This window comes from Arthrobacter sp. SAFR-044 (genome assembly GCF_051965175.1).
Classification (GTDB): Bacteria; Actinomycetota; Actinomycetes; order Actinomycetales; family Micrococcaceae; genus Arthrobacter.
This window is the reverse complement of record NZ_JBQCMK010000008.1, coordinates 24722-43038: the sequence shown is the minus strand read 5'-3', so window position 1 is coordinate 43038 and position 18317 is coordinate 24722. Positions and strand designations below refer to the sequence as shown.

Annotated in this window: 17 protein-coding genes; 8 read left to right on the top strand and 9 right to left on the bottom strand. The window is 67.3% G+C overall.

Translation table 11 applies throughout. From position 1 onward, the window contains the following. Positions 1-11: 11 nt before the first annotated feature. The gene (locus tag ACTHQS_RS13415) at positions 12-1052 is read right to left on the bottom strand and encodes a universal stress protein (RefSeq protein WP_440169712.1); all 1041 of its coding nucleotides are present in this window, start codon (positions 1050-1052) and stop codon (positions 12-14) included. A 425-nt stretch (positions 1053-1477) separates the two neighbouring features. Here ACTHQS_RS13415 and ACTHQS_RS13410 point away from each other — a divergent pair, with 425 nt between their 5' ends. Beyond that, on the top strand, positions 1478-2113 hold the full coding sequence (locus ACTHQS_RS13410) for an NAD(P)-binding protein (RefSeq protein WP_440170128.1): 636 nt from the start codon (positions 1478-1480) through the stop codon (positions 2111-2113). Between the two features lie 55 nt (positions 2114-2168). Here ACTHQS_RS13410 and ACTHQS_RS13405 read toward each other — a convergent pair whose 3' ends face one another. Then, on the bottom strand, positions 2169-2813 hold the full coding sequence (locus ACTHQS_RS13405) for a copper resistance CopC family protein (RefSeq protein ID WP_440169709.1): 645 nt from the start codon (positions 2811-2813) through the stop codon (positions 2169-2171). A 111-nt stretch (positions 2814-2924) separates the two neighbouring features. Here ACTHQS_RS13405 and ACTHQS_RS13400 point away from each other — a divergent pair, with 111 nt between their 5' ends. After that, positions 2925-4367, top strand: coding sequence for an NCS2 family permease (locus tag ACTHQS_RS13400; RefSeq protein ID WP_440169707.1), 1443 nt, complete (start codon positions 2925-2927; stop codon positions 4365-4367). 80 nt (positions 4368-4447) lie between these two features. Here the strand turns inward: ACTHQS_RS13400 and ACTHQS_RS13395 are convergent, their stop codons facing one another. After that, on the bottom strand, positions 4448-5752 hold the full coding sequence (locus ACTHQS_RS13395; protein ID WP_440169705.1) for a cation:proton antiporter: 1305 nt from the start codon (positions 5750-5752) through the stop codon (positions 4448-4450). Between the two features lie 201 nt (positions 5753-5953). Here ACTHQS_RS13395 and hutG point away from each other — a divergent pair, with 201 nt between their 5' ends. After that, a complete protein-coding gene (gene hutG / locus ACTHQS_RS13390; RefSeq protein ID WP_440169703.1) occupies positions 5954-6904 on the top strand; it encodes a formimidoylglutamase in 951 nt (316 codons plus the stop codon). A 33-nt stretch (positions 6905-6937) separates the two neighbouring features. Here the strand turns inward: hutG and ACTHQS_RS13385 are convergent, their stop codons facing one another. Together ACTHQS_RS13385 and ACTHQS_RS13380 are read right to left on the bottom strand one after the other, a co-directional pair. Then, complete coding sequence (locus tag ACTHQS_RS13385; protein ID WP_440169701.1) at positions 6938-7603, bottom strand: response regulator; 666 nt, start codon at positions 7601-7603, stop codon at positions 6938-6940. Further along, a complete protein-coding gene (locus tag ACTHQS_RS13380) occupies positions 7600-9180 on the bottom strand; it encodes a sensor histidine kinase (protein WP_440170125.1) in 1581 nt (526 codons plus the stop codon). The genes ACTHQS_RS13385 and ACTHQS_RS13380 overlap by 4 nt, the downstream gene beginning before the upstream one ends. A 310-nt stretch (positions 9181-9490) precedes the next feature. Between ACTHQS_RS13380 and ACTHQS_RS13375 the strand changes: the two genes are divergently transcribed. From ACTHQS_RS13375 to ACTHQS_RS13360, 4 genes are read left to right on the top strand one after another with little or no spacing between them, the layout of a single operon-like run. Next, positions 9491-10501 (top strand): Bug family tripartite tricarboxylate transporter substrate binding protein, encoded by a 1011-nt coding sequence (locus tag ACTHQS_RS13375; RefSeq protein WP_307431234.1) that lies wholly within the window; start codon positions 9491-9493, stop codon positions 10499-10501. After that, a complete protein-coding gene (locus ACTHQS_RS13370; protein ID WP_440169698.1) occupies positions 10498-11001 on the top strand; it encodes a tripartite tricarboxylate transporter TctB family protein in 504 nt (167 codons plus the stop codon). The genes ACTHQS_RS13375 and ACTHQS_RS13370 overlap by 4 nt, the downstream gene beginning before the upstream one ends. Further along, positions 11002-12540, top strand: a complete 1539-nt coding sequence (locus ACTHQS_RS13365; protein WP_440169696.1) for a tripartite tricarboxylate transporter permease — start codon at positions 11002-11004, stop codon at positions 12538-12540. 51 nt (positions 12541-12591) lie between these two features. Further along, positions 12592-12984, top strand: a complete 393-nt coding sequence (locus ACTHQS_RS13360; protein ID WP_440169694.1) for a universal stress protein — start codon at positions 12592-12594, stop codon at positions 12982-12984. Here the strand turns inward: ACTHQS_RS13360 and ACTHQS_RS13355 are convergent. Beyond that, positions 12981-13862, bottom strand: a complete 882-nt coding sequence (locus ACTHQS_RS13355) for a fumarylacetoacetate hydrolase family protein (RefSeq protein ID WP_440169692.1) — start codon at positions 13860-13862, stop codon at positions 12981-12983. The genes ACTHQS_RS13360 and ACTHQS_RS13355 overlap by 4 nt on opposite strands. 205 nt (positions 13863-14067) lie before the next feature. Here ACTHQS_RS13355 and ACTHQS_RS13350 point away from each other — a divergent pair, with 205 nt between their 5' ends. After that, on the top strand, positions 14068-14328 hold the full coding sequence (locus ACTHQS_RS13350; RefSeq protein WP_440169689.1) for a hypothetical protein: 261 nt from the start codon (positions 14068-14070) through the stop codon (positions 14326-14328). 75 nt (positions 14329-14403) lie between these two features. Here the strand turns inward: ACTHQS_RS13350 and ACTHQS_RS13345 are convergent, their stop codons facing one another. The 3 genes from ACTHQS_RS13345 to hutU all read right to left on the bottom strand — a co-directional run bounded on the left by ACTHQS_RS13345 (position 14404) and on the right by hutU (position 18258). Further along, a complete protein-coding gene (locus tag ACTHQS_RS13345; RefSeq protein ID WP_440169687.1) occupies positions 14404-14649 on the bottom strand; it encodes a hypothetical protein in 246 nt (81 codons plus the stop codon). 162 nt (positions 14650-14811) lie between these two features. Next, positions 14812-16404 carry a histidine ammonia-lyase gene (gene hutH, locus ACTHQS_RS13340; protein ID WP_440169684.1) on the bottom strand — a complete coding sequence of 531 codons (1593 nt, stop codon included), beginning with the start codon at positions 16402-16404 and terminating at the stop codon, positions 14812-14814. Positions 16405-16512: 108 nt separating this feature from the next. Next, positions 16513-18258 (bottom strand): urocanate hydratase, encoded by a 1746-nt coding sequence (hutU, locus tag ACTHQS_RS13335; RefSeq protein WP_440169681.1) that lies wholly within the window; start codon positions 18256-18258, stop codon positions 16513-16515. Between the last annotated feature and the right edge of the window lie 59 nt (positions 18259-18317).

Below are 18317 nucleotides of genomic sequence, written 5' to 3'. Positions count from 1 at the left end.
AACGGTGCGGGCTAGGCGGCGTCGCCCAGGATGGGGCCGAAGCGTCCGCGGTCGGCCAGGCGGGGGTCGTCCCGGTCCGGGACCACCATGACCGGTCCCTTGGCGTGGTGGAGCACACCGTCTGACGTTGAGCCCAGGAGCATTCCGGTGAAGCCGCCACGGCCGCGGGTACCCACCACCACCAGTTCCACGTGCCGGCTTTCCTCAACGAGCACGTCCACCGGCGAGCCGTCCTTCAGCTCGTAGCCTGCCTGCAGGTTGGGGTAATGGCTGCGGAGCCATGCCATGCCCGCATCGAGGGTGACCCGGATGTCGTCGAACAGGGCCTTGCGGTCCATAGGGGCCGGAACCCAGGCCAGGGAGCCGCTGTATTGGGGCACGGCGCAGACCACGCGGAGGGACGCGCCAAGGCGTTCGGCCTGGTCCGCTGCTTCGAGGACGGCCACGCGGGCCTGCTCGGAGCCGTCCACGCCAACCACCACCACGTTCTCCACCGGCCGATGCCCGGATTTGGCCTGCTCGGCCTTGACGCGGCGGTCCTCCGTGGTCTCACCGAGCCGGTCCGAGCAGAACAACGGGACTGTCACCGTGGGGCACTTTGCATGGGCGGGCAGGGCACTGCTGACGGATCCCAGGAGCCGCCCCACGAAGCCGCCGCGGCCGCGGGTGCCAACCACCAGGAGTTCCGCAGTCTCGGATATGTCCAGCAGGACTCCTGCGGCGTCGCCGTTCTCTACGGAGGAACTGACGTCCACGTCGTAGGCGGCGACCTTCTCCAAGGCCTGCCGGGCAATGGCCTCGGCGCCTTCACGGATCACGGAATCATCCACCGTGGCGTAGCCCCCGTCCAGGCCGGACGCGGCGAAGATGGGCACTGAGTAGGCGGTGACGATATGCAGCGGACGACGGCGGCGCTGGGCTTCCCGCGCGGCCCACACCAAGGCGCACTGGCCATGGTCCGAACCGTCAACGCCCACCACGATGCCGTGGGGAGCGGCTGAGCCACCCCCACCGTCCCGGGCCGGGTCCGGATGCAACTCTCGTGAGCCCATGGGGGCCGCCTCCTCGCGATACGCCTGATGTTGCGGCTATTCTGCCAGAAAACGGGCCGTTCCCTGCGCACCCGGCCCGGCAGTGGCACCGGCAGGAAAAGGACCGCTCCCGATCCCCACTATTCTCCGTCCCCTATGGCTTAGCAAGCCTGTTCAGGGGCGGATGGGCGTAGTTATCCACAACGTTTCGGGTGGGTTCCGGAAAGCGCCTTCACACGAAGAAAATGTTTTCTTCGTTGGGCTATCCACGGCCGGATTTGTTCTGTAGTCTTCAGGACATTGTTGGTCCGGGACGCCAACGGCATCTTCCTGTCTGTTCGGTCCCGGCCATGCGCTATGACCGTACTTGGGGGTAACGGGACGCGAGCCGGCGAGGATGCCGGCACCTGCCGAAGCTCCAAAGGAGGGAAACTGTAGTGTCAAGCATGCCTGGGAATGCCGGGACCGAACAGACCACCACTGTCGTCATTGGCACCGGGCTCTCCGGACTGGCCGTGGCCGCTGAGCTGCGCCGCCACCGGGTCGACGCCATCGTGGTGGACGGCCTGGACATCCTGGGCCAGGCCCAGCCCGCGAATACCACGTCATTGCAGCGCTGCGATGCGGCGGACAGCGGCACCCTCCGCGAGCGCAACGAAATCCTGCGCCACCTGCGCAATTACGCCGCAAGCCACAGCGTGGACGTACGGAACACCACCCGCGCAGTCCAGCTGACCATGCTTGAAGCACCGGACCAAGCCGCGCCTCAGTGGCAGGTGCACACCCCCACCGGCCTCCTGGTGGCAGACCACATCGTGCTCACCCGCTGCGCCCACAGCCAGTTGCGGCGCATGCTCAACGACTTCGGCATTGCCGTGGGCCGGAACGTGGCAGCAGCCATGCGGGCCATCGGCATCTACCTGGTGGGAGTGGGCGAACTCATCACCCCATCGCCCAAAGAAGTGCTGCGCCAGGCCAAGACCGTGGGGCAGGCCATCTCCACCAAGGTCAATCCGGACGGCGCCCACCCGTCTACCGGCGTCTTCCCGGCAACGGGAAGCTTTGCTGTGCTGGGCTGCTGACTTCGGCCCGGGTACGCGCCGCGAGGCTGGAGAGATCCGGCCTTGCCGACGGGTGCTACACCCCGGCCCTGTCCCCTGGCTCCCCTTCGTCTTCGGCCTCTCCGTCCCCGGTGAGCCTGCGCCGGGCGATGACGCCGAGCGCCACCAGCAGCCCCACGGCGACCACCGCAAAAATGACAATGCTCCACTGGAACGGCTCACCTGCGCTGGCCGGCTCCGAGGGCTCTTCCGTGACTCCCGGCTGTGCGGTGCCCATGCCCGGGACCGCGCCCGCCGCCGTCGAACTTCCCGCTGTAGGCGTCCCCGCCGAAGCGGCACCGGACGCCGCTGTGAAGGTGAACGTTCCCTCGATGGGATGCGAGTCCGAGCTCACCACGCGCCACGCCACCGTGTACATCCCCGCCGGACCGCCGGGCCGCAGCTTCTGGGTAGCCACGTTGTCAACGATCTGCACCGAGCCGTCAGCCCACTCGGTGCCGCCGGCATCCTTGACGGAGAAGGACGAGCCGATGCCCAGCGGCTTGTTGCTGAAGGTCACGGAAACCTCGTTCGGCGGGGCCGCCAGCGAAGCCCCCTGCGCCGGACTGGTGGACTCAGCAGCATCATGCGCGGAGGCCGGGCCCGCCAGGCCCAGCGCAGCGAATGCAATGACAAATACACCGAGCACAAGGCTCAGCAACTGGCGGCGGACCTGGCGCATGATGGGGCTGCTCCTCGTGTTGGCTTCCTTACAGACTAGGCGAATTTGCCGGCCCACTCCCTGCCGCTCCCTTAGGATGCAGGTATCCCCACACACTTCCCCGGAGGACTAATGCTTAAGCAAGGCTCTGCCCTGGACCGGTATTTCAGGGTCACCGAGCGCGGTTCCAACCTTTCCCGCGAGATCCGCGGCGGGTTCGCCACGTTCTTCGCCATGAGCTACATCGTGGTACTGAATCCATTGATCCTGTCCGGCCCGGACTCCAGCGGCACCACGCTGGGCTTCACCGCAGTGGCTGCCGTGACCGCACTGGTGGCAGGCATCCTTACCATCCTCATGGGGGCCTGGGGGAGGCACCCCTTCGCCCTGGCCACCGGCCTGGGCGTCAACGCGTTCGTGGCCGTCACCGTGGCCACCAATCCGGGGCTCACCTGGCCGGACATGATGGGCCTGGTGGTCCTCTCCGGCGTCACCATGCTGATCCTGGTCCTCACCGGCTTCCGCACCGCCGTGTTCAAGGCGGTGCCGGACGGCCTGAAGACGGCCATCGTTGTCGGCATCGGCCTGTTCATTGCCCTGATCGGCCTGGTCAACGCCGGGTTCGTCCGGCGCATCCCGGATGTCGCAGGCACCACCGTTCCGGTTGGCCTGGGCTTTGAAGGCAAGCTCCTGGGCTGGCCCACTGCAGTGTTCGTGTTCGGCCTGATCCTGACCATCGCCCTGGTGGTGCGCAAGGTCAAGGGCGCCATCCTGATCGGCATCATCACCTCCACGGTGCTGTCCGTCATCCTTGAGACGACCCTGCACATCGGCCCCAGCTTCGACGGCAAGAACTTCAACCCGCAGGGCTGGTCACTGGTGGCTCCGGCGTTCTCCGGCTGGGCCGCACCGGACCTCTCCCTGATCGGCAAGGCCAACCCGTTCGGCGCGTTCGAGCACCTCGGCTTCGTTGCCGCCTCGCTGCTGGCCTTCGTCATCCTGCTGAGCATCTTCTTCGACGCCATGGGCACCATGGTGGGCCTGGCCAACGAAGCCGGCACGGTGGATGAACACGGCAACATTCCCGACGTCGACCGCGTGCTCCAGGTAGACGCACTCGGCGCCATTATCGGCGGCGGCGCCTCCGTCTCCTCCAACCAGATCTACGTCGAAGCCGGTGCCGGCATCGGCGAAGGCGCCCGCACGGGCGTCGCCTCCATCGTCACCGGCCTGCTGTTCCTGGTGGCCATGTTCTTCACGCCGCTGATCAACCTGGTGCCCTTCGAGGCCGTGGCCCCGGCACTGGTGGTGGTGGGCTTCATGATGGTCTCCCAGGTGGGCAAGATCGACTGGCAGGACTGGGGCATCGCCATCCCCGCGTTCCTCACTTTCACCCTGATGCCCTTCACCTACTCCATCGCCAACGGCCTGGGTGCAGGATTCATCGCCTACGTCCTGATCCGCACGGTCCAGGGCAGGGTCAGGGACATCCACCCGCTGATGTGGGCCGTAGCCGCTGCGTTCGCGCTGTTCTTCGCCATCGGCCCCATCGAGGCGGCTTTGGGGATGAAGTAACACCTGCGCAAGGAAAGGGCTGGTGCGGCGTCTGCCGTACCAGCCCTTTTGTTTACACCGGGGTTTCCATGACCGGGGGCCTAGACCGGGGTGTTTGGGGCGAGCCCCTCGTCGCCCGACACTGCCAGCGCCTTCTTCTGGCGCAGCCGGTCGAGCCGGTTCATCAGGGGCGAGGTGGTGGCGCCGTGGATCACGATGGACAGCGCCACCACCAGCCCGATGAAGGACCAGAGCCACTGCGCCTGGCCCGTGAAGTGGCCTTCGCCCAGCGCAAAGGCCAGGTAGTACAGGGAACCGATTCCGCGGATGCCAAAGAAGGACAGCGCCACCCGTTCCCGCGGGCCGGTCTTGCCGCCCAGCAGGCCCAGCCAGCCCGCCAGCGGCCGCACCACCAGCAGGAAAGCAAGTGCCACCAGCAGTTCCGCCGGCCCGATGCCGGCGAGCAGTCCGCGGGCGATGGCACCGCCGAGCAGGACCAGGATCACCACCGTCAGGAGCCGTTCCAACTGCTCCACATAGGAGTGGAGCACCCGGTGGTAGCCGTGGGTACGTTCTGCAGCCCGGATGGTCACCGCACAGACAAACACCGCAATGAACCCGTAGCCCGCCACCATCTGCGTCAACCCGTACGCCAGGAACGTCGCCGCCAAGGCCACGAACCCTTCAGAGTGGTTGGACAGGCGCAGACTTTCAGCGCGGGTTGAGAAGAACAGCCTGGCGAGTAGCTTGCCGGTCAGGAAGCCCACGAGAAGCCCGATGGCAAGCCGCCACAACACGTCCAGCCCGAACCATTCCGCGAACCAGGCGGACGGGCTGGCCCCGGCGACGCTGATGGCAATGGCGAGGTACACGAACGGGAACGCCAACCCGTCGTTGAGCCCGGCCTCCGAGGTGAGGCCGAAGCGGACCTCGTCCTCCTTGTCCGTGGATTCATCCTGGTCGGCTGGCTCGCCCACCTGCACTTCCGAGGCCAGGACGGGGTCCGTGGGCGCCAGGCTGGCCGCCACCAGCAGCGCCGCGCCCAGCCCAAGGCCAAGGAACCACATGCCGAGCAGGGTCAAGCCCACAATGCAGAGCGGCATGGCGATGCCCAGGAGCCGCCATGTGGTGGACCAGCGCCTGCGTCCCACCGGCCGGTCCAGGGCCAGCCCTGCACCCATCAGCGAGATGATGACGCAAACCTCCGCAAGGTGCATGACGAAGTCGCTGTGTCCCACGGGGTCCGGGTCCGGCAGCGAGGGGATCAGCGCAAACGCACCCATCCCTGCGCCCAGGAAGACCATCGGCATGGACAGGGGTATATCGCGCAGCAGCTTGGGCAGGACCGCCGCGATGAACACGGCCACTCCCGCGGCGGCAAAGAGAATATCGGGGGCTTCAAACATGGGCTCTCCAGCCTGGAATTGTTTCATTGCCGGCGGGCAGGACCCGCAGCAACTGCTGCGGACCAACCGTCCCACCCTATTCCCCGTACCCACCAGGCGGGCCGTTCCCCGCGAGCGCCTGATGCACCCGGTTCTTGCATCCCGGACAGGACGACGGCGGCGGTGCTGGTTTTCGTGCTTGGCATGCGGTGAGCTTGAGTCATGTCCCTCAAGCTTCCCGCCGTCGACGTCCCGCCCCAGCCCTGGACCGGCAGGTTCGACGGTGACGGTCCTGGCCACCGCCGCTGGTGGCAGGCCGTCACCAGCTCCGGTCCGGCACAGCCCACGCCGGGAACCAGGCCCGCTGCCCTGTTGGGCTTCGCCAGCGATGAGGGGGTGCGCCGCAACAAGGGGCGCACCGGCGCAGCCGCCGCCCCGGCGGCGCTGCGGAAAGCGCTGGGCCCGCTGGCCTTCCATCTGGACCGCGCGGTGACGGACGCTGGTGACGTAGTGGTCTCCGGGGAAGACCTCGAGGCCGGCCAGGAACGGCTTGGCCAGGTGCTGGCAGCCCTGCTCGACGCCGGCCACCAGACTGTTGTGCTGGGTGGCGGCCACGAAACCGCCTACGCCAGTTACCTCGGCGTCAGCACGTCAGCCGCAGTTCAAGGCGGGCAGCGCCTCGGCGTCCTGAACCTCGACGCGCACTTCGACCTCCGCGACGAGCCGGTGGCGAGCTCCGGCACGCCGTTCCTGCAGATGGCCCGCGCGGAAGCGGACGCCGGGCGCGAATTCCGCTACACCGTCGTCGGCATCTCGGAACCGAACAACACCCAGGTCCTGTTCGACACCGCGGAAAAGCTGGGCGTCCGGTACCTGCTGGACGAGGACTGTGAAGCGGACCGGGTGCGGGACTTCGTGACGGCCTTCCTGGCGGAGATCGACGTCCTGTACCTGACCATCGACCTGGACGTGCTGCCCGCCGCGGTGGCACCCGGGGTAAGCGCGCCGGCAGCCTACGGCGTGCCGCTTCCGGTCATTTCGGCGGTATGCCGGCAGGTGGCGCGGAGCGGCAAGCTGCTGCACCTGGACGTGGCGGAGCTCAATCCGGCCTTCGATATTGATGGCCGGACGGCCCGGACCGGGGCGAGGCTGGTGGACACGCTGCTGCGCTGACGGCCTTGGCCCGGCGGTGGGTTTTTGGCCCCGTCAGGCCTTCAGGACGTACCGGCGTTCGGGCCGTCCCACCCCGTACTTGAGCCGAACGTCCAGCGTTCCTTCGTCGTGCAGGTATTCGAGGTAGCGGCGGGCGCTGACCCTGGAGGTGCCCAACTCCTCGGCCATCTCGGCCGCGGACACGTCTCCGGCGGCAGCGTTGAGGGCCGCCTCCACCAGCTTCAGCGTCTCGATGCTGCAGCCTTTGGGCAGCGGCCGTTCAGCGCGGTCCAGGCCGAACACGCGGTTGACGTCCGACTGTTCGGCCACGTCCTTGGACGCATCCAAGCCTTGGTAGGCATTGCGGTAGTGCTCCAGCCTCTCCTGCAGGTCTGTTTGGGAGAAAGGCTTGATCAGGTAGTGGACAATGCCGCCGCGCAGCGCTTTCCGGACCGTCTCGACCTCGCGGGCGGCACTGATCACCAGCACGTCCAGCTCCGGAGCGACAGCGCGGAGGCGTTGCATCAGGTCCAGGCCGTTGATGTCGGGCAGGTGGATGTCCAGCAGCACCAGGTCGGGCTGGAGGCGTTCGGTCTCGGCAACGGCCTGCACTCCGGTATGGGCGGCCCCCACCACGCTGAAACCGGGCGTGCGCTGGATGAAGCCGGCATGCACCTTGGCCACCATGAAATCGTCATCGACGATCAAAACCTTGATCACGGCCTGGTACTCCCTCGTTTCAGCACGGCGGTAAAGACTGCCCCATTATCGTTGGCCACCGTCAGGTTCCCGCCGCTCCTGCGGCACACTGCCCGCGACAACGCCAGCCCGAAGCCGCGGCCGCCGGCCGGGCCAGGGTCCTTGGTGGTGAAGCCCTGGCGGAAGATGTGGTCGGTGGAGCCGCCGGGAACACCCGGGCCGTTATCCCGCACGGTGACCACCACGTCTCCCCCGGCCTTGCCATCCACCCGCACCGTGACGGCTGCCTGCGGGAGCCCCGTGACGGCGTCGAACGCGTTGTCCACCAGGTTCCCCACCACGGTGGTGAGGTCCCGGGACAGCCCGTCATCAACCTTGTCCAGCGCGGAGGCCGCGTCCAGCTGCAGGGCCGCGCCCCGTTCGGTGGCGAGGCTCGACTTGGCGATCAGCAGGGCGGCGAGCGCGGGGTCCTTGATGCGGGCGCCCACTTCGTCATTGAGCCGGGTCCGGTCCACGGTGGCCCCGTTGACGAACTGGACTACCGAATCGTACTCGCCGATTTGGATCAGGCCGGAGATGACGTGGAGCTGGTTGGCGAACTCGTGCGCCTGGGCGCGCAGCGTGTCCGTGGCGGTGCGGGTGGTGCCGAGCTCATGCTCCAGTTCCGAGAGTTCCGTCCGGTCGCGCAGCGTGGTCACCGAGCCGACGACCCGGCCGCGGGACTGGAAGGGCATCCTGTTCATCACCACCAGCCGGTCGCCCACCAGCACCAACTGGTCCGGCCCCGGCTGCTCGCGGGTGAGGACTTCCTTGAGGGCGGGCTCGACGGCGAGGGCGGCCACGCGCTTGCCCACACAGTCAGGCGGGAGGCCCAGAAGGGCACGCGCACTGTGGTTGGCCACCGTGATCCGTTCGTGCAGGTCCAGCGCCACGACGCCCTCCTTGAGGCCGTGCAGCATGGCCTCGCGGTTTTCCACCAGGCTGGTGATTTCGCTCGGCTCCATTCCCAGCGTCTGCCGCTTGACGCGGCGGGACAGCAGCAGCGAGCCCGCGATGCCCAGGACACTTGCTACGCCCAGGTAAGTGAGGAGGTTGGGGACGGCGTCGCCAAGGCGTTCGAGCACCGTTGGATAGTTGCGGCTGATGGAGGCGATGCCGATCATGCGCCCGGTGTCATCCAGGACCGGAACGTGGGCCGACAGGAGCGGGGCGGGGGTCCCGCCCACCACTCCGGTCCAGGCGCGGCCTTCCATCACCCTGCTGGCACCGAGTTCCAACGGCTCACCGAGGAGGCTGGGATCAGAGGACGCCACTACGGTGCGGTCGATACGTGCCAGCGCCACCCGGGACGAGCCGGAGACGATCCGCACGGACTCCGCCACGGCCGGCAGTACTGCCCCGCCGCGCGGCTCTGTCTCCGGAAGGAGTTCCCGCACCACCGGGTTGCCGCCCAAAGCTTCCGCTGCCGACAAGGCCCGCCGGCCCTCGATCCGTTCAAACGCTGCGGCGGACTGGGCAAGGGAGATGGCAACGACGCCCACCAGGACCGCCAGGACTATGAGCAACTGCAGCAGAAGGTACTGCCCCGCAAGGGACATTCCTCGTCGTCGAGTCACAATGGTCTTCCTGGTGTTGCGGCAGGGCAAGGGGTTGTCCGGCGGATCGGGCAGGCCGCGGTGCGCGCAGGAATATGGGGCGCAGCGCCTGGGGTGGTACCGGGAACTATATCCCAAAGCCCGCAGCAGGGCCGCTGTGGGGATTCGGAAATGTGAACGCAATGAACACAACTTTCTCTGCGTACACAAGCGTGATCACCGTCACGGCCGCCCCTAGCATCGGAACCACAAGGCATCGGAACCACAAGTAAGCCGGTGCTGACCAGATTTGTTTTTGAGAGAAGAGGAACACATGCGCCAGATCCGCGCATTGCGAGTTGCCGCCGTCGCCGCCGGCATCGCCCTGATGGCCACCGGCTGCGGTGCCACCGGCAAGAGCTCCACCGGTTCGGAAAGCTCCGGCGCCGCAGCCGGACCCATCACCGGCCTTCAGATCATGGTCCCCAACACGCCCGGCGGCGGCTACGACACCACGGCCCGCGCCGCCGCAAAGGTCCTCGATGACGAGAAGATTTCCACCAACACCGAGGTGTTCAACCTGGCCGGCGCCGGTGGCACCGTGGGCCTTGCCCGGATAGTCAACGAGAAGGGCAACGGCGACCTTGCCATGCTCATGGGCCTGGGCGTTGTGGGTGCCAGCTATACCAACAAGTCCGAGTCAAAGCTGACGGACACCACCCCGCTGGCCCGCCTCATCGAAGAGCCCGGCGCCATCATGGTCAGCAAGGATTCGCCCTACAAGACGATCGATGACCTGGTGAAGGCCTGGAAGGCAGATCCCGGCTCCATCTCCGTGGGCGGCGGCTCCTCCCCCGGCGGTCCGGACCACCTGCTGCCCATGCAGCTTGCGGGTGCCGTGGGCATCGACGCCACCAAGGTCAACTTCGTCTCCTACGACGGCGGCGGCGACCTCCTGCCCGCCATCCTGGGCAACAAGCTGGGCTTCGCCGCTTCCGGCGCCGGCGAGTACCTGAAGCAGATCGAATCCGGCGAGGTCCGCGTCCTGGCCACCAGTGGCGAGAAGCGCCTTGACGGCGTTGACGCACCCACGCTCAAAGAATCCAACATCGACCTGGTATTCACCAACTGGCGCGGCGTCGTGGCCCCTCCGGGCATCAGCGACAAGGATAAGGCGGCCCTGATCGCAGCCCTGGAGAAGATGCACGGCACTGAGGGCTGGAAGGAAGCGTTGAAGACCCACAGCTGGACCGATGCCTTCATCACCGGCGACCAGTTCAAGACCTTCCTGACCGAGCAGGACAAGCGGGTGGCCGACGTCCTCACCAAGCTTGGGCTGGCGTGACGTCCCTGACCACAGGTCTCAAAGGCCGCTCCGAGCTGGGAGTTGCACTCCTGCTCGGGGCGGCCGGCGTCTTGGTCTTCCTTGACGCCAACGGCCTGGTAACCCCGTATTCGAAGTCTGATCCGGTTGGGCCCAAGACCGTCCCGTTCATCGTGGCCGGGATGCTGGTGGTCTGCGCCGTCCTGCTGGCCATCAACGTCCTGCGCGGCGGCAAGGGTGAGGCCGAGGGCGGCGAGGACGTCGACCTGGCGCACCCCGCCGACTGGAAGACCGTCCTGCCGCTGGCCGGTGCCTTCATCCTGAACATCCTGCTCATCGACTGGGCCGGCTGGGTGGTCTCCGGAACGGTCCTGTTCTGGGGCAGCGTCCTGGCCCTGGGCAGCCGCCACTTTGTCCGGGACGGGTTGATCTCCGTGGCCCTGTCCCTGCTGACCTTCTACGGCTTCTACCTCGGCCTGGGCATCGCACTGCCGGCCGGCCTCCTGGAAGGAATCCTCTAAATGGACGTCTGGTCCTCCCTGATGGACGGCTTCGCCACCGCCCTCACCCCCATGAATTTCCTGTACGCCGTGATCGGCGTCATCCTGGGCACCGCCGTCGGCGTCCTCCCGGGCCTGGGCCCGGCCATGACCGTGGCCCTGCTGCTTCCCGTCACGTACGCCCTGGAACCCACCAGCGCCTTCATTATGTTCGCCGGCATCTACTACGGCGGCATGTACGGCGGCTCCACCACCTCCATCCTCCTCAACACCCCCGGTGAGTCGTCCTCGGTGGTCACGGCCATCGAAGGCAACAAGATGGCCAAGGCTGGCCGCGCGGCACAGGCACTTGCGACGGCGGCAATCGGCTCATTCGTCGCCGGCACCATCGGCACGGCACTGCTGGCCGTCTGCGCACCGATCGTGGTGAAGTTCGCCGTGAGCCTGGGCGCCCCCAGCTACTTCGCCATCATGGTGCTGGCCCTGCTGGCCGTCACGGCCGTACTCGGCTCGTCCCGGCTGCGCGGTTTCGCCTCCCTGGGCCTCGGCCTGGCCATCGGCCTGGTGGGCATGGACTCCGTGACCGGCCAGCGCCGCCTGACGTTCGGCCAGCCGCTCCTGGCGGACGGCCTGGACATCGTGGTGGTGGCCGTGGCCATCTTCGCCGTGGGCGAGGCCCTCTGGGTGGCGGCACACCTGCGCCGCACTCCCCTGCACGCCATCCCGGTGGGTCAGCCGTGGATGGGCAAGTCCGACTGGAAGCGCTCCTGGAGGCCGTGGCTGCGCGGCACCGCCTTCGGCTTCCCGTTCGGTGCCCTGCCGGCCGGTGGCGCCGAGATCCCCACGTTCCTGTCCTACGTGACGGAAAAACGCCTCAGCAAGCACCCCGAAGAGTTCGGCAAGGGCGCCATCGAAGGCGTGGCCGGTCCGGAAGCAGCCAACAACGCTGCGGCCGCCGGCACCCTGACCCCCATGCTGGCGCTGGGACTGCCCACGAACGCCACCGCGGCCGTGATGCTGGCTGCCTTCACGAGCTACGGCATCCAGCCGGGTCCACAGCTCTTCGAAAGCCAGGGGCCCCTGGTGTGGGCCTTGATCGCCAGCCTGTTCATCGGCAACCTGCTGCTCCTGATTATCAACCTGCCGCTGGCACCGCTCTGGGCCAAGCTGCTCCAGCTGCCCCGGCCGTACCTGTACGCGGGCATCCTGTTCTTCGCCACGCTTGGCGCCTACTCGGTGAACCTGCAGGCGTTCGACCTGGTGATCCTGCTGGTCCTGGGCGCACTCGGGTTCATGATGCGGCGCTTCGGGCTTCCCGTGCTGCCGCTGATCCTCGGCGTGATCCTGGGCCCGCGGATCGAAGGGCAGCTCCGCAAGACCCTCCAGCTGAGCGCCGGCGACCCGGCAGGGCTGCTTGGTGAGCCGATCGCCGTCGGCATCTATGTCATCATTGGCCTCATCCTGCTCTGGCCCTTTGTCTACAAGCTGTTCCGCCGCAACCGGCCGGAGCGCCGGCCGCTGCTCCCCGCGAACTCGGGTGCAGCGGATTACAGTGACTAAGCAGCCGCACCAAAGCCACCTACCCATGTCGAGCAGAAACAAGGAGACACCATGACGGTCGTTGTGGGATACGTCCCGACCCCCGAGGGCGAAGCTGCCCTGACGCAGGCCATCACCGAGGCACGGAAGAGCAACACCACCCTGGTGCTGATCAACTCCTCCAAGGGCGAGGCAGCCGTGGACAACCGCTTTGCCCAGGAAGGCGACATCCAGGACATCGAGCAGCGGCTGGCCAGCCAGGGGATCCAGTACCTGGTCAAGCGGCCCGTCCGCGGCCATGACGCCGCCGCCGAGGTGCTGGATGCCGCCGAGGAGCACAATGCCGACCTGATCGTGATCGGCCTGCGCCGCCGCACCCCGGTGGGCAAGCTGATCATGGGCAGCACGTCCCAGCGCATCCTGCTGGAAGCGGACTGCCCGGTCCTGGCCGTGAAAGCGGTCTAAACCGCTGTGGCCGCCCGGGTCCGGTACAGCTCCTGGCGTTGGCGGCCCAGGCCCTCCACCTCTACCTCCACCACGTCGCCGGGCTGGAGGTAGGGGAAACGGCCGCTTAAGGCCACGCCTTGCGGGGTCCCGGTGAGGATCACGTCGCCCGGCTCCAGCCGCATGTACTGGCTGCAGTGGTGGACCAGCGTGGGCGCATCGAAAATGAGCTCTGCCGACGTTGAATCCTGCCGCGGCTCACCGTTCACCCAGCTGCGCAGCCTCAGGTTCCCGCCGTCGGTTTCAGCTGCCGGAACCAGCCACGGACCGAGGGGCGTTGACCCGGGAAGCGATTTTCCCTTGGTCCACTGGCCCGCGGCTCCCGGCAGCTGGTACTCCCGTTCAGAAAAGTCATTGGCAGTGACGTAGCCGGCAATGCAGGCTGCAGCTTCCTCCGTTGAGCCGAGGTAGCTGGCCTCCCTGCCGATCACGATCCCGAGTTCCACCTCCCAGTCGTATTGCGTGGAGCGGGGCGGAAGCGGGGCCGGGTCGAAGGGGCCGGTGACCGTGTTGCTGGGCTTGAGGAAGACCACGGGAATGGTAGGCGGCTCCGCACCCGATTCCGCGGCGTGGGCGGCATAGTTCATCCCAATGCCCACTACAGAGCCCGGCCGCGCCACAGGGGAACCAACCCTGAGCTCAGCGGCCCCTTCCAGGACCGGCAGCTCCCCCGCCTCCAGCGCGGCCCTGACCTTGTCCAGGCCGCCGGCGGCAAGGAATGCCCAGTTCACGTCAGCGGTAAGGGGCAGAAGGCTGAAATACCGGTCGGCGCCGTCCGCTGAGGGCGTCAGGACGGCGGGCTGTTCGCTGCCGATTTCGCCCAGGCGCATGATTCTCATACCGGATTCTCCTCAAGCTGTATCGATACGGGTTCCAGGCCCTCTGGTACCCGCTTCCATGGTCCTTGATTTCCCTTTGGCGCCGGGAACAGAACGCTTTATGACCGTCTCCGTTTCCTGGGAAAGGACAGTCATCTGACGTATGACGGAAGCAGCCGGTAGAATGGTGACGCCATCCTGGCACGAAACACAGAAAGTTCAGTACATGACTACAGCCACCATGGAGCACGTTCCCACCGCTGCCCAGACCGTCGACGGACCCGCCCCGCGGTCCATCAGCCTGGAGTTTTCCAGCGCCGATGAGGTCCACGCCGGACTGGAAGAGGCGGTGGCCGAACTGATTGAGGTTGCAGCACAGGAGGCCGCCTGCGGCATCCTGGTCACCAGGCTGCACCCGGGACGCTACACGGTAGCCCTGGATGAATCTGTACCGTTTGGCGAAACGTACGAGTCCATCGCCGCCTGACCAAAACCACAAAAATCCCCGCACGCCGTTACGGTGTGCGGGGATTTTTGTTGCTCGGTGCTGCCGGCCGGACTGCTAGCCGCGGCGGACCTGAACGCCGTCGGACTTCAGGAAGAGCTGCTTCTCGGCCGGACCTGAGGGCCCAGCCGGCACGAGCCAGAGGACGTTGCCGCTCTGCGACACCTCTTCCACCTCCCCGGCTGCCACCACATGCGCATGCTTGATGATCTCGACCCGGTCCCCGGCCTGGAGTGCCTTCCAGTTGGATACCGCGGCGGAATGGGCATTGCGCCTCGACAGGACTGCCCCACGTGCTTTCATTTGAACTTCTACCCCTTTGTATCGTTCTGCCGCCACAGCCTCTTTGATGTGACTTTCACTACATCTTCAGTTCTACTACACTCCCGGCGCCACGGTGGGCCGTGGCGCCGGAAATTCCGCACTTCGGACGGATGCGCAGCAGGCCTTGAAGATCCTTCGGTTTCAGGCGAGGGGCCCGACGGCGGATTCGGCCGCCGCCCGCACCTCCCCTGATGCGACCAGCCGGTCAGCCGCTTCGAGTTCCGGGGACAGGAAACGGTCCGTCCCCGGCCCCTCCACCACCTCGCGGAGCGCTGCCACCACCGCAGCGCCCGCAGGTCCCGGGGTCAGCACGCCGCCGGAGAGCTGCGTGCGGATGTCCAGGGCCCGTGCCGAGGTCACCAGTTCGATGGCCAGGACACGGCGGAGGTTCTCCACGGCCTTGCGCAGCTTCCGCGCCGCGTGCCAGCCCATGGACACATGGTCCTCCTGCATGGCGGAGCTCGGAATGGAGTCCACCGATGCCGGCACGGCCAGCCGCTTATTGTCCGAGACCAGGCCGGCCTGGGTGTACTGGGCGATCATGAGGCCGGAGTCCACCCCCGGATCAGCCGCGAGGAACGCCGGAAGGCCGTGTGAACGGGCGGGGTCGAGCATCCGGTCCGTCCGGCGTTCAGCGATGGAGCTCAGGTCCGCGACGGCGATGGCCAGGTAGTCCAGGACGTACGCCACCGGCGCGCCGTGGAAGTTGCCGTTTGAACTGACGCGGCCGTCGGGAAGCACCACCGGGTTGTCGATGGCTGCCGCCAGTTCCCGGGTAGCCACCAGTTCGGCGTGGTCCACGGTGTCGCGGACAGCACCGGCAACCTGCGGGGCGCAGCGCAGCGAGTAGGCGTCCTGCACGCGGGAGTCCCCCACCTTGTGGGAGGCGACAATCGGCGAGTCCGAGAGCACGCGGCGCATGTTGTCTGCGCTGGCCGCCTGCCCCGGGTGCGGCCGCAGCGCGGCGTGCAGCTCGGGCAGGAACACCTGGTCAGTGCCCAGCAGGGCCTCAACGCTCATCGCGGCGGTGATGTCCGCCGTCGCCAGGAGCTGGCGAAGGTCCGCGATGGCCATGAGGAGCATGCCCAGCATGCCCTCCGTGCCGTTGACCAGCGCCAGCCCTTCCTTTTCAGCGAGGGTGACGGGCTCGATGCCGTGCTCTGCAAGCAGCTCGGCGACCGGCCGCCCGCCGCGCCCACCGTATGTGACGCCGTCGGGCCCTTCCGCTTCCCCTTCACCCATCAGGACCAGGGCGCAGTGTGACAGCGGGGCCAGGTCACCCGAGCAGCCCAGGGAGCCGAACTCGCGGACCACCGGCGTGATCCCGGCGTTGAGGACGTCCACCATGGTCTGCAGGACCACCGGACGGACGCCCGTGCGGCCGGACGCCAGTGTCTTGGCGCGCAGGAACATGATGCCGCGGACCACTTCCCGCTCAACTGCCGGCCCCATGCCTGCCGCGTGGCTGCGGATCAGGGACTTCTGCAGCTGGGTGCGGAGTTCGTTGGGGATGTGGCGGTTGGCCAGGGCGCCGAAGCCGGTGGAGATGCCGTAGGCAGGGGTGTCGCTGGAGGCGAGGTCGTCGATGTGGGCGCGGACCTTGGCCACGGTTTCCAGGGCCTCCGGCGAAATGGTGACCTTTGCGTCATGGCGCGCGACGGCGAGTACATCCTGGGGCGTGACGCCGGCGGACCCAAGGGTGACGGTCAGCGGTTCGTGGGTGAGGATAGTCAATTTAGGTTCCTTGAAGAGGTTCCATCGACTGCTCCGTACCTGTCGTTTTCGGGACTCTAAACGACACTTACGGAGCAATCGATGCGGGGTTTGGCCGGGTCAGCGATTTTATGGGGCCACGCGGACAGGGTTCCCTGGCCGAGCTTGCGAGGTTAGGGAGTCCGTGGGGAGCATGGGAATCCGGACGCCGCGTTCCTTGGCGACGTCGAGGGCGCGCTCGTAGCCGGCGTCGGCATGGCGGATGACGCCCATGCCGGGATCGTTCGTGAGGAGGCGTTCGAGCTTTTCGGCGGCGAGGTCGGTGCCGTCGGCGACGGAGACCTGGCCGGCGTGGATGGAGCGGCCGATGCCCACTCCGCCGCCGTGGTGCAGGGACACCCAGGTGGCACCGGAGGCCGTGTTGAGGAGGGCGTTCAGCATCGGCCAGTCGGCGATGGCGTCGGAGCCGTCCGCCATGGCCTCGGTTTCGCGGTACGGGGAGGCCACCGAGCCGGAGTCCAGGTGGTCGCGGCCGATGACGATGGGGGCCTTGACCTTGCCTTCCTTGACGAGCTGGTTGAAGAGCAGGCCGGCCTTGGCGCGTTCGCCGTAGCCCAGCCAGCAGATGCGGGCCGGCAGGCCTTCGAATTCCACCCGTTCCTGGGCGGCGTCGATCCAGCGGTGCAGGTGCTTGTTCTCGGGGAACAGCTCCTTGATGGCCTCATCCGTGACGCGGATGTCCTCAGGGTCGCCGGAGAGGGCCACCCAGCGGAACGGGCCCAGGCCTTCGCAGAAGAGCGGCCGGATGTAGGCGGGAACGAAGCCGGGGAACTCGAAGGCACGATCGTAGCCGCCCTTGCGTGCCTCGTCGCGGATGGAGTTGCCGTAGTCGAAGACCTCGGCGCCGGCGTCCTGGAATTCCACCATGGCCTGCACGTGCCGCGCCATGGAGGCCTGGGCCTTCTTGGTGAAGCCTTCCGGATCGGCTGCAGCCTCACGGTGCCACTCGTCCACCGTGATGCCCTCGGGCAGGTAGCTGAGCGGATCGTGCGCGGAGGTCTGGTCGGTGACGATGTCAACGGTGAGCTCGCCCGCCTTGTGGCGGCGCAGGATCTCCGGGAAGACCTCGGCGGCGTTGCCCACGTAGCCTACGGACCAGCCGCGGCGCTCCTCCTTGGCTTTGAGCACCTTGGCGATCGCGGCATCGAGGTCGGTTTCGACCTCATCCAGGTAGCGCTTGCCGGCGCGCCGGCGCAGGCGGGACTCGTCGACGTCGACAATCAGGCAGGCGCCCTCGTTCAGGGTGACGGCGAGCGGCTGGGCGCCGCCCATGCCGCCGCAGCCACCGGTCAGGGTCAGGGTGCCCGCGAGGGTGCCGTCCTCGTCGCCCGACAGCTTCCGGGCGATCGCGGCGAACGTTTCGAAGGTGCCCTGCAGGATACCCTGGGTGCCGATGTAGATCCAGGACCCGGCGGTCATCTGGCCGTACATCATCAGGCCTTCGGCCTCCAGGCGGCGGAATTCCGGCCACGTGGCCCAGTCGCCCACCAGGTTGGAGTTGGCCAGCAGCACGCGGGGCGCCCACTCGTTGGTGCGGAACACGCCCACCGGCTTGCCGGACTGGACCAGGAGGGTTTCGTCCTTTTCCATGGTTTCCAGCGTGCGGGTGATGGCGTCGAAAGCGGCCCAGGAACGGACGGCGCGGCCGGTACCGCCGTAGACCACCAGGTCATCCGGGCGTTCTGCGACCTCGGGGTCCAGGTTATTCATCAGCATGCGCAGGGGCGCTTCGGTCTGCCAGGACTTGGCGGTGAGCTCGGTGCCGCGGGCTGCTTTGACCGGGCGGGCACCGGTAGTGAAATCGGCGGGTGCCATGGTGGGCTCCTTCTGGTGGTGTCTGTTGGAGGAAAGAAGTTCTGTATCCACTAAAGCCC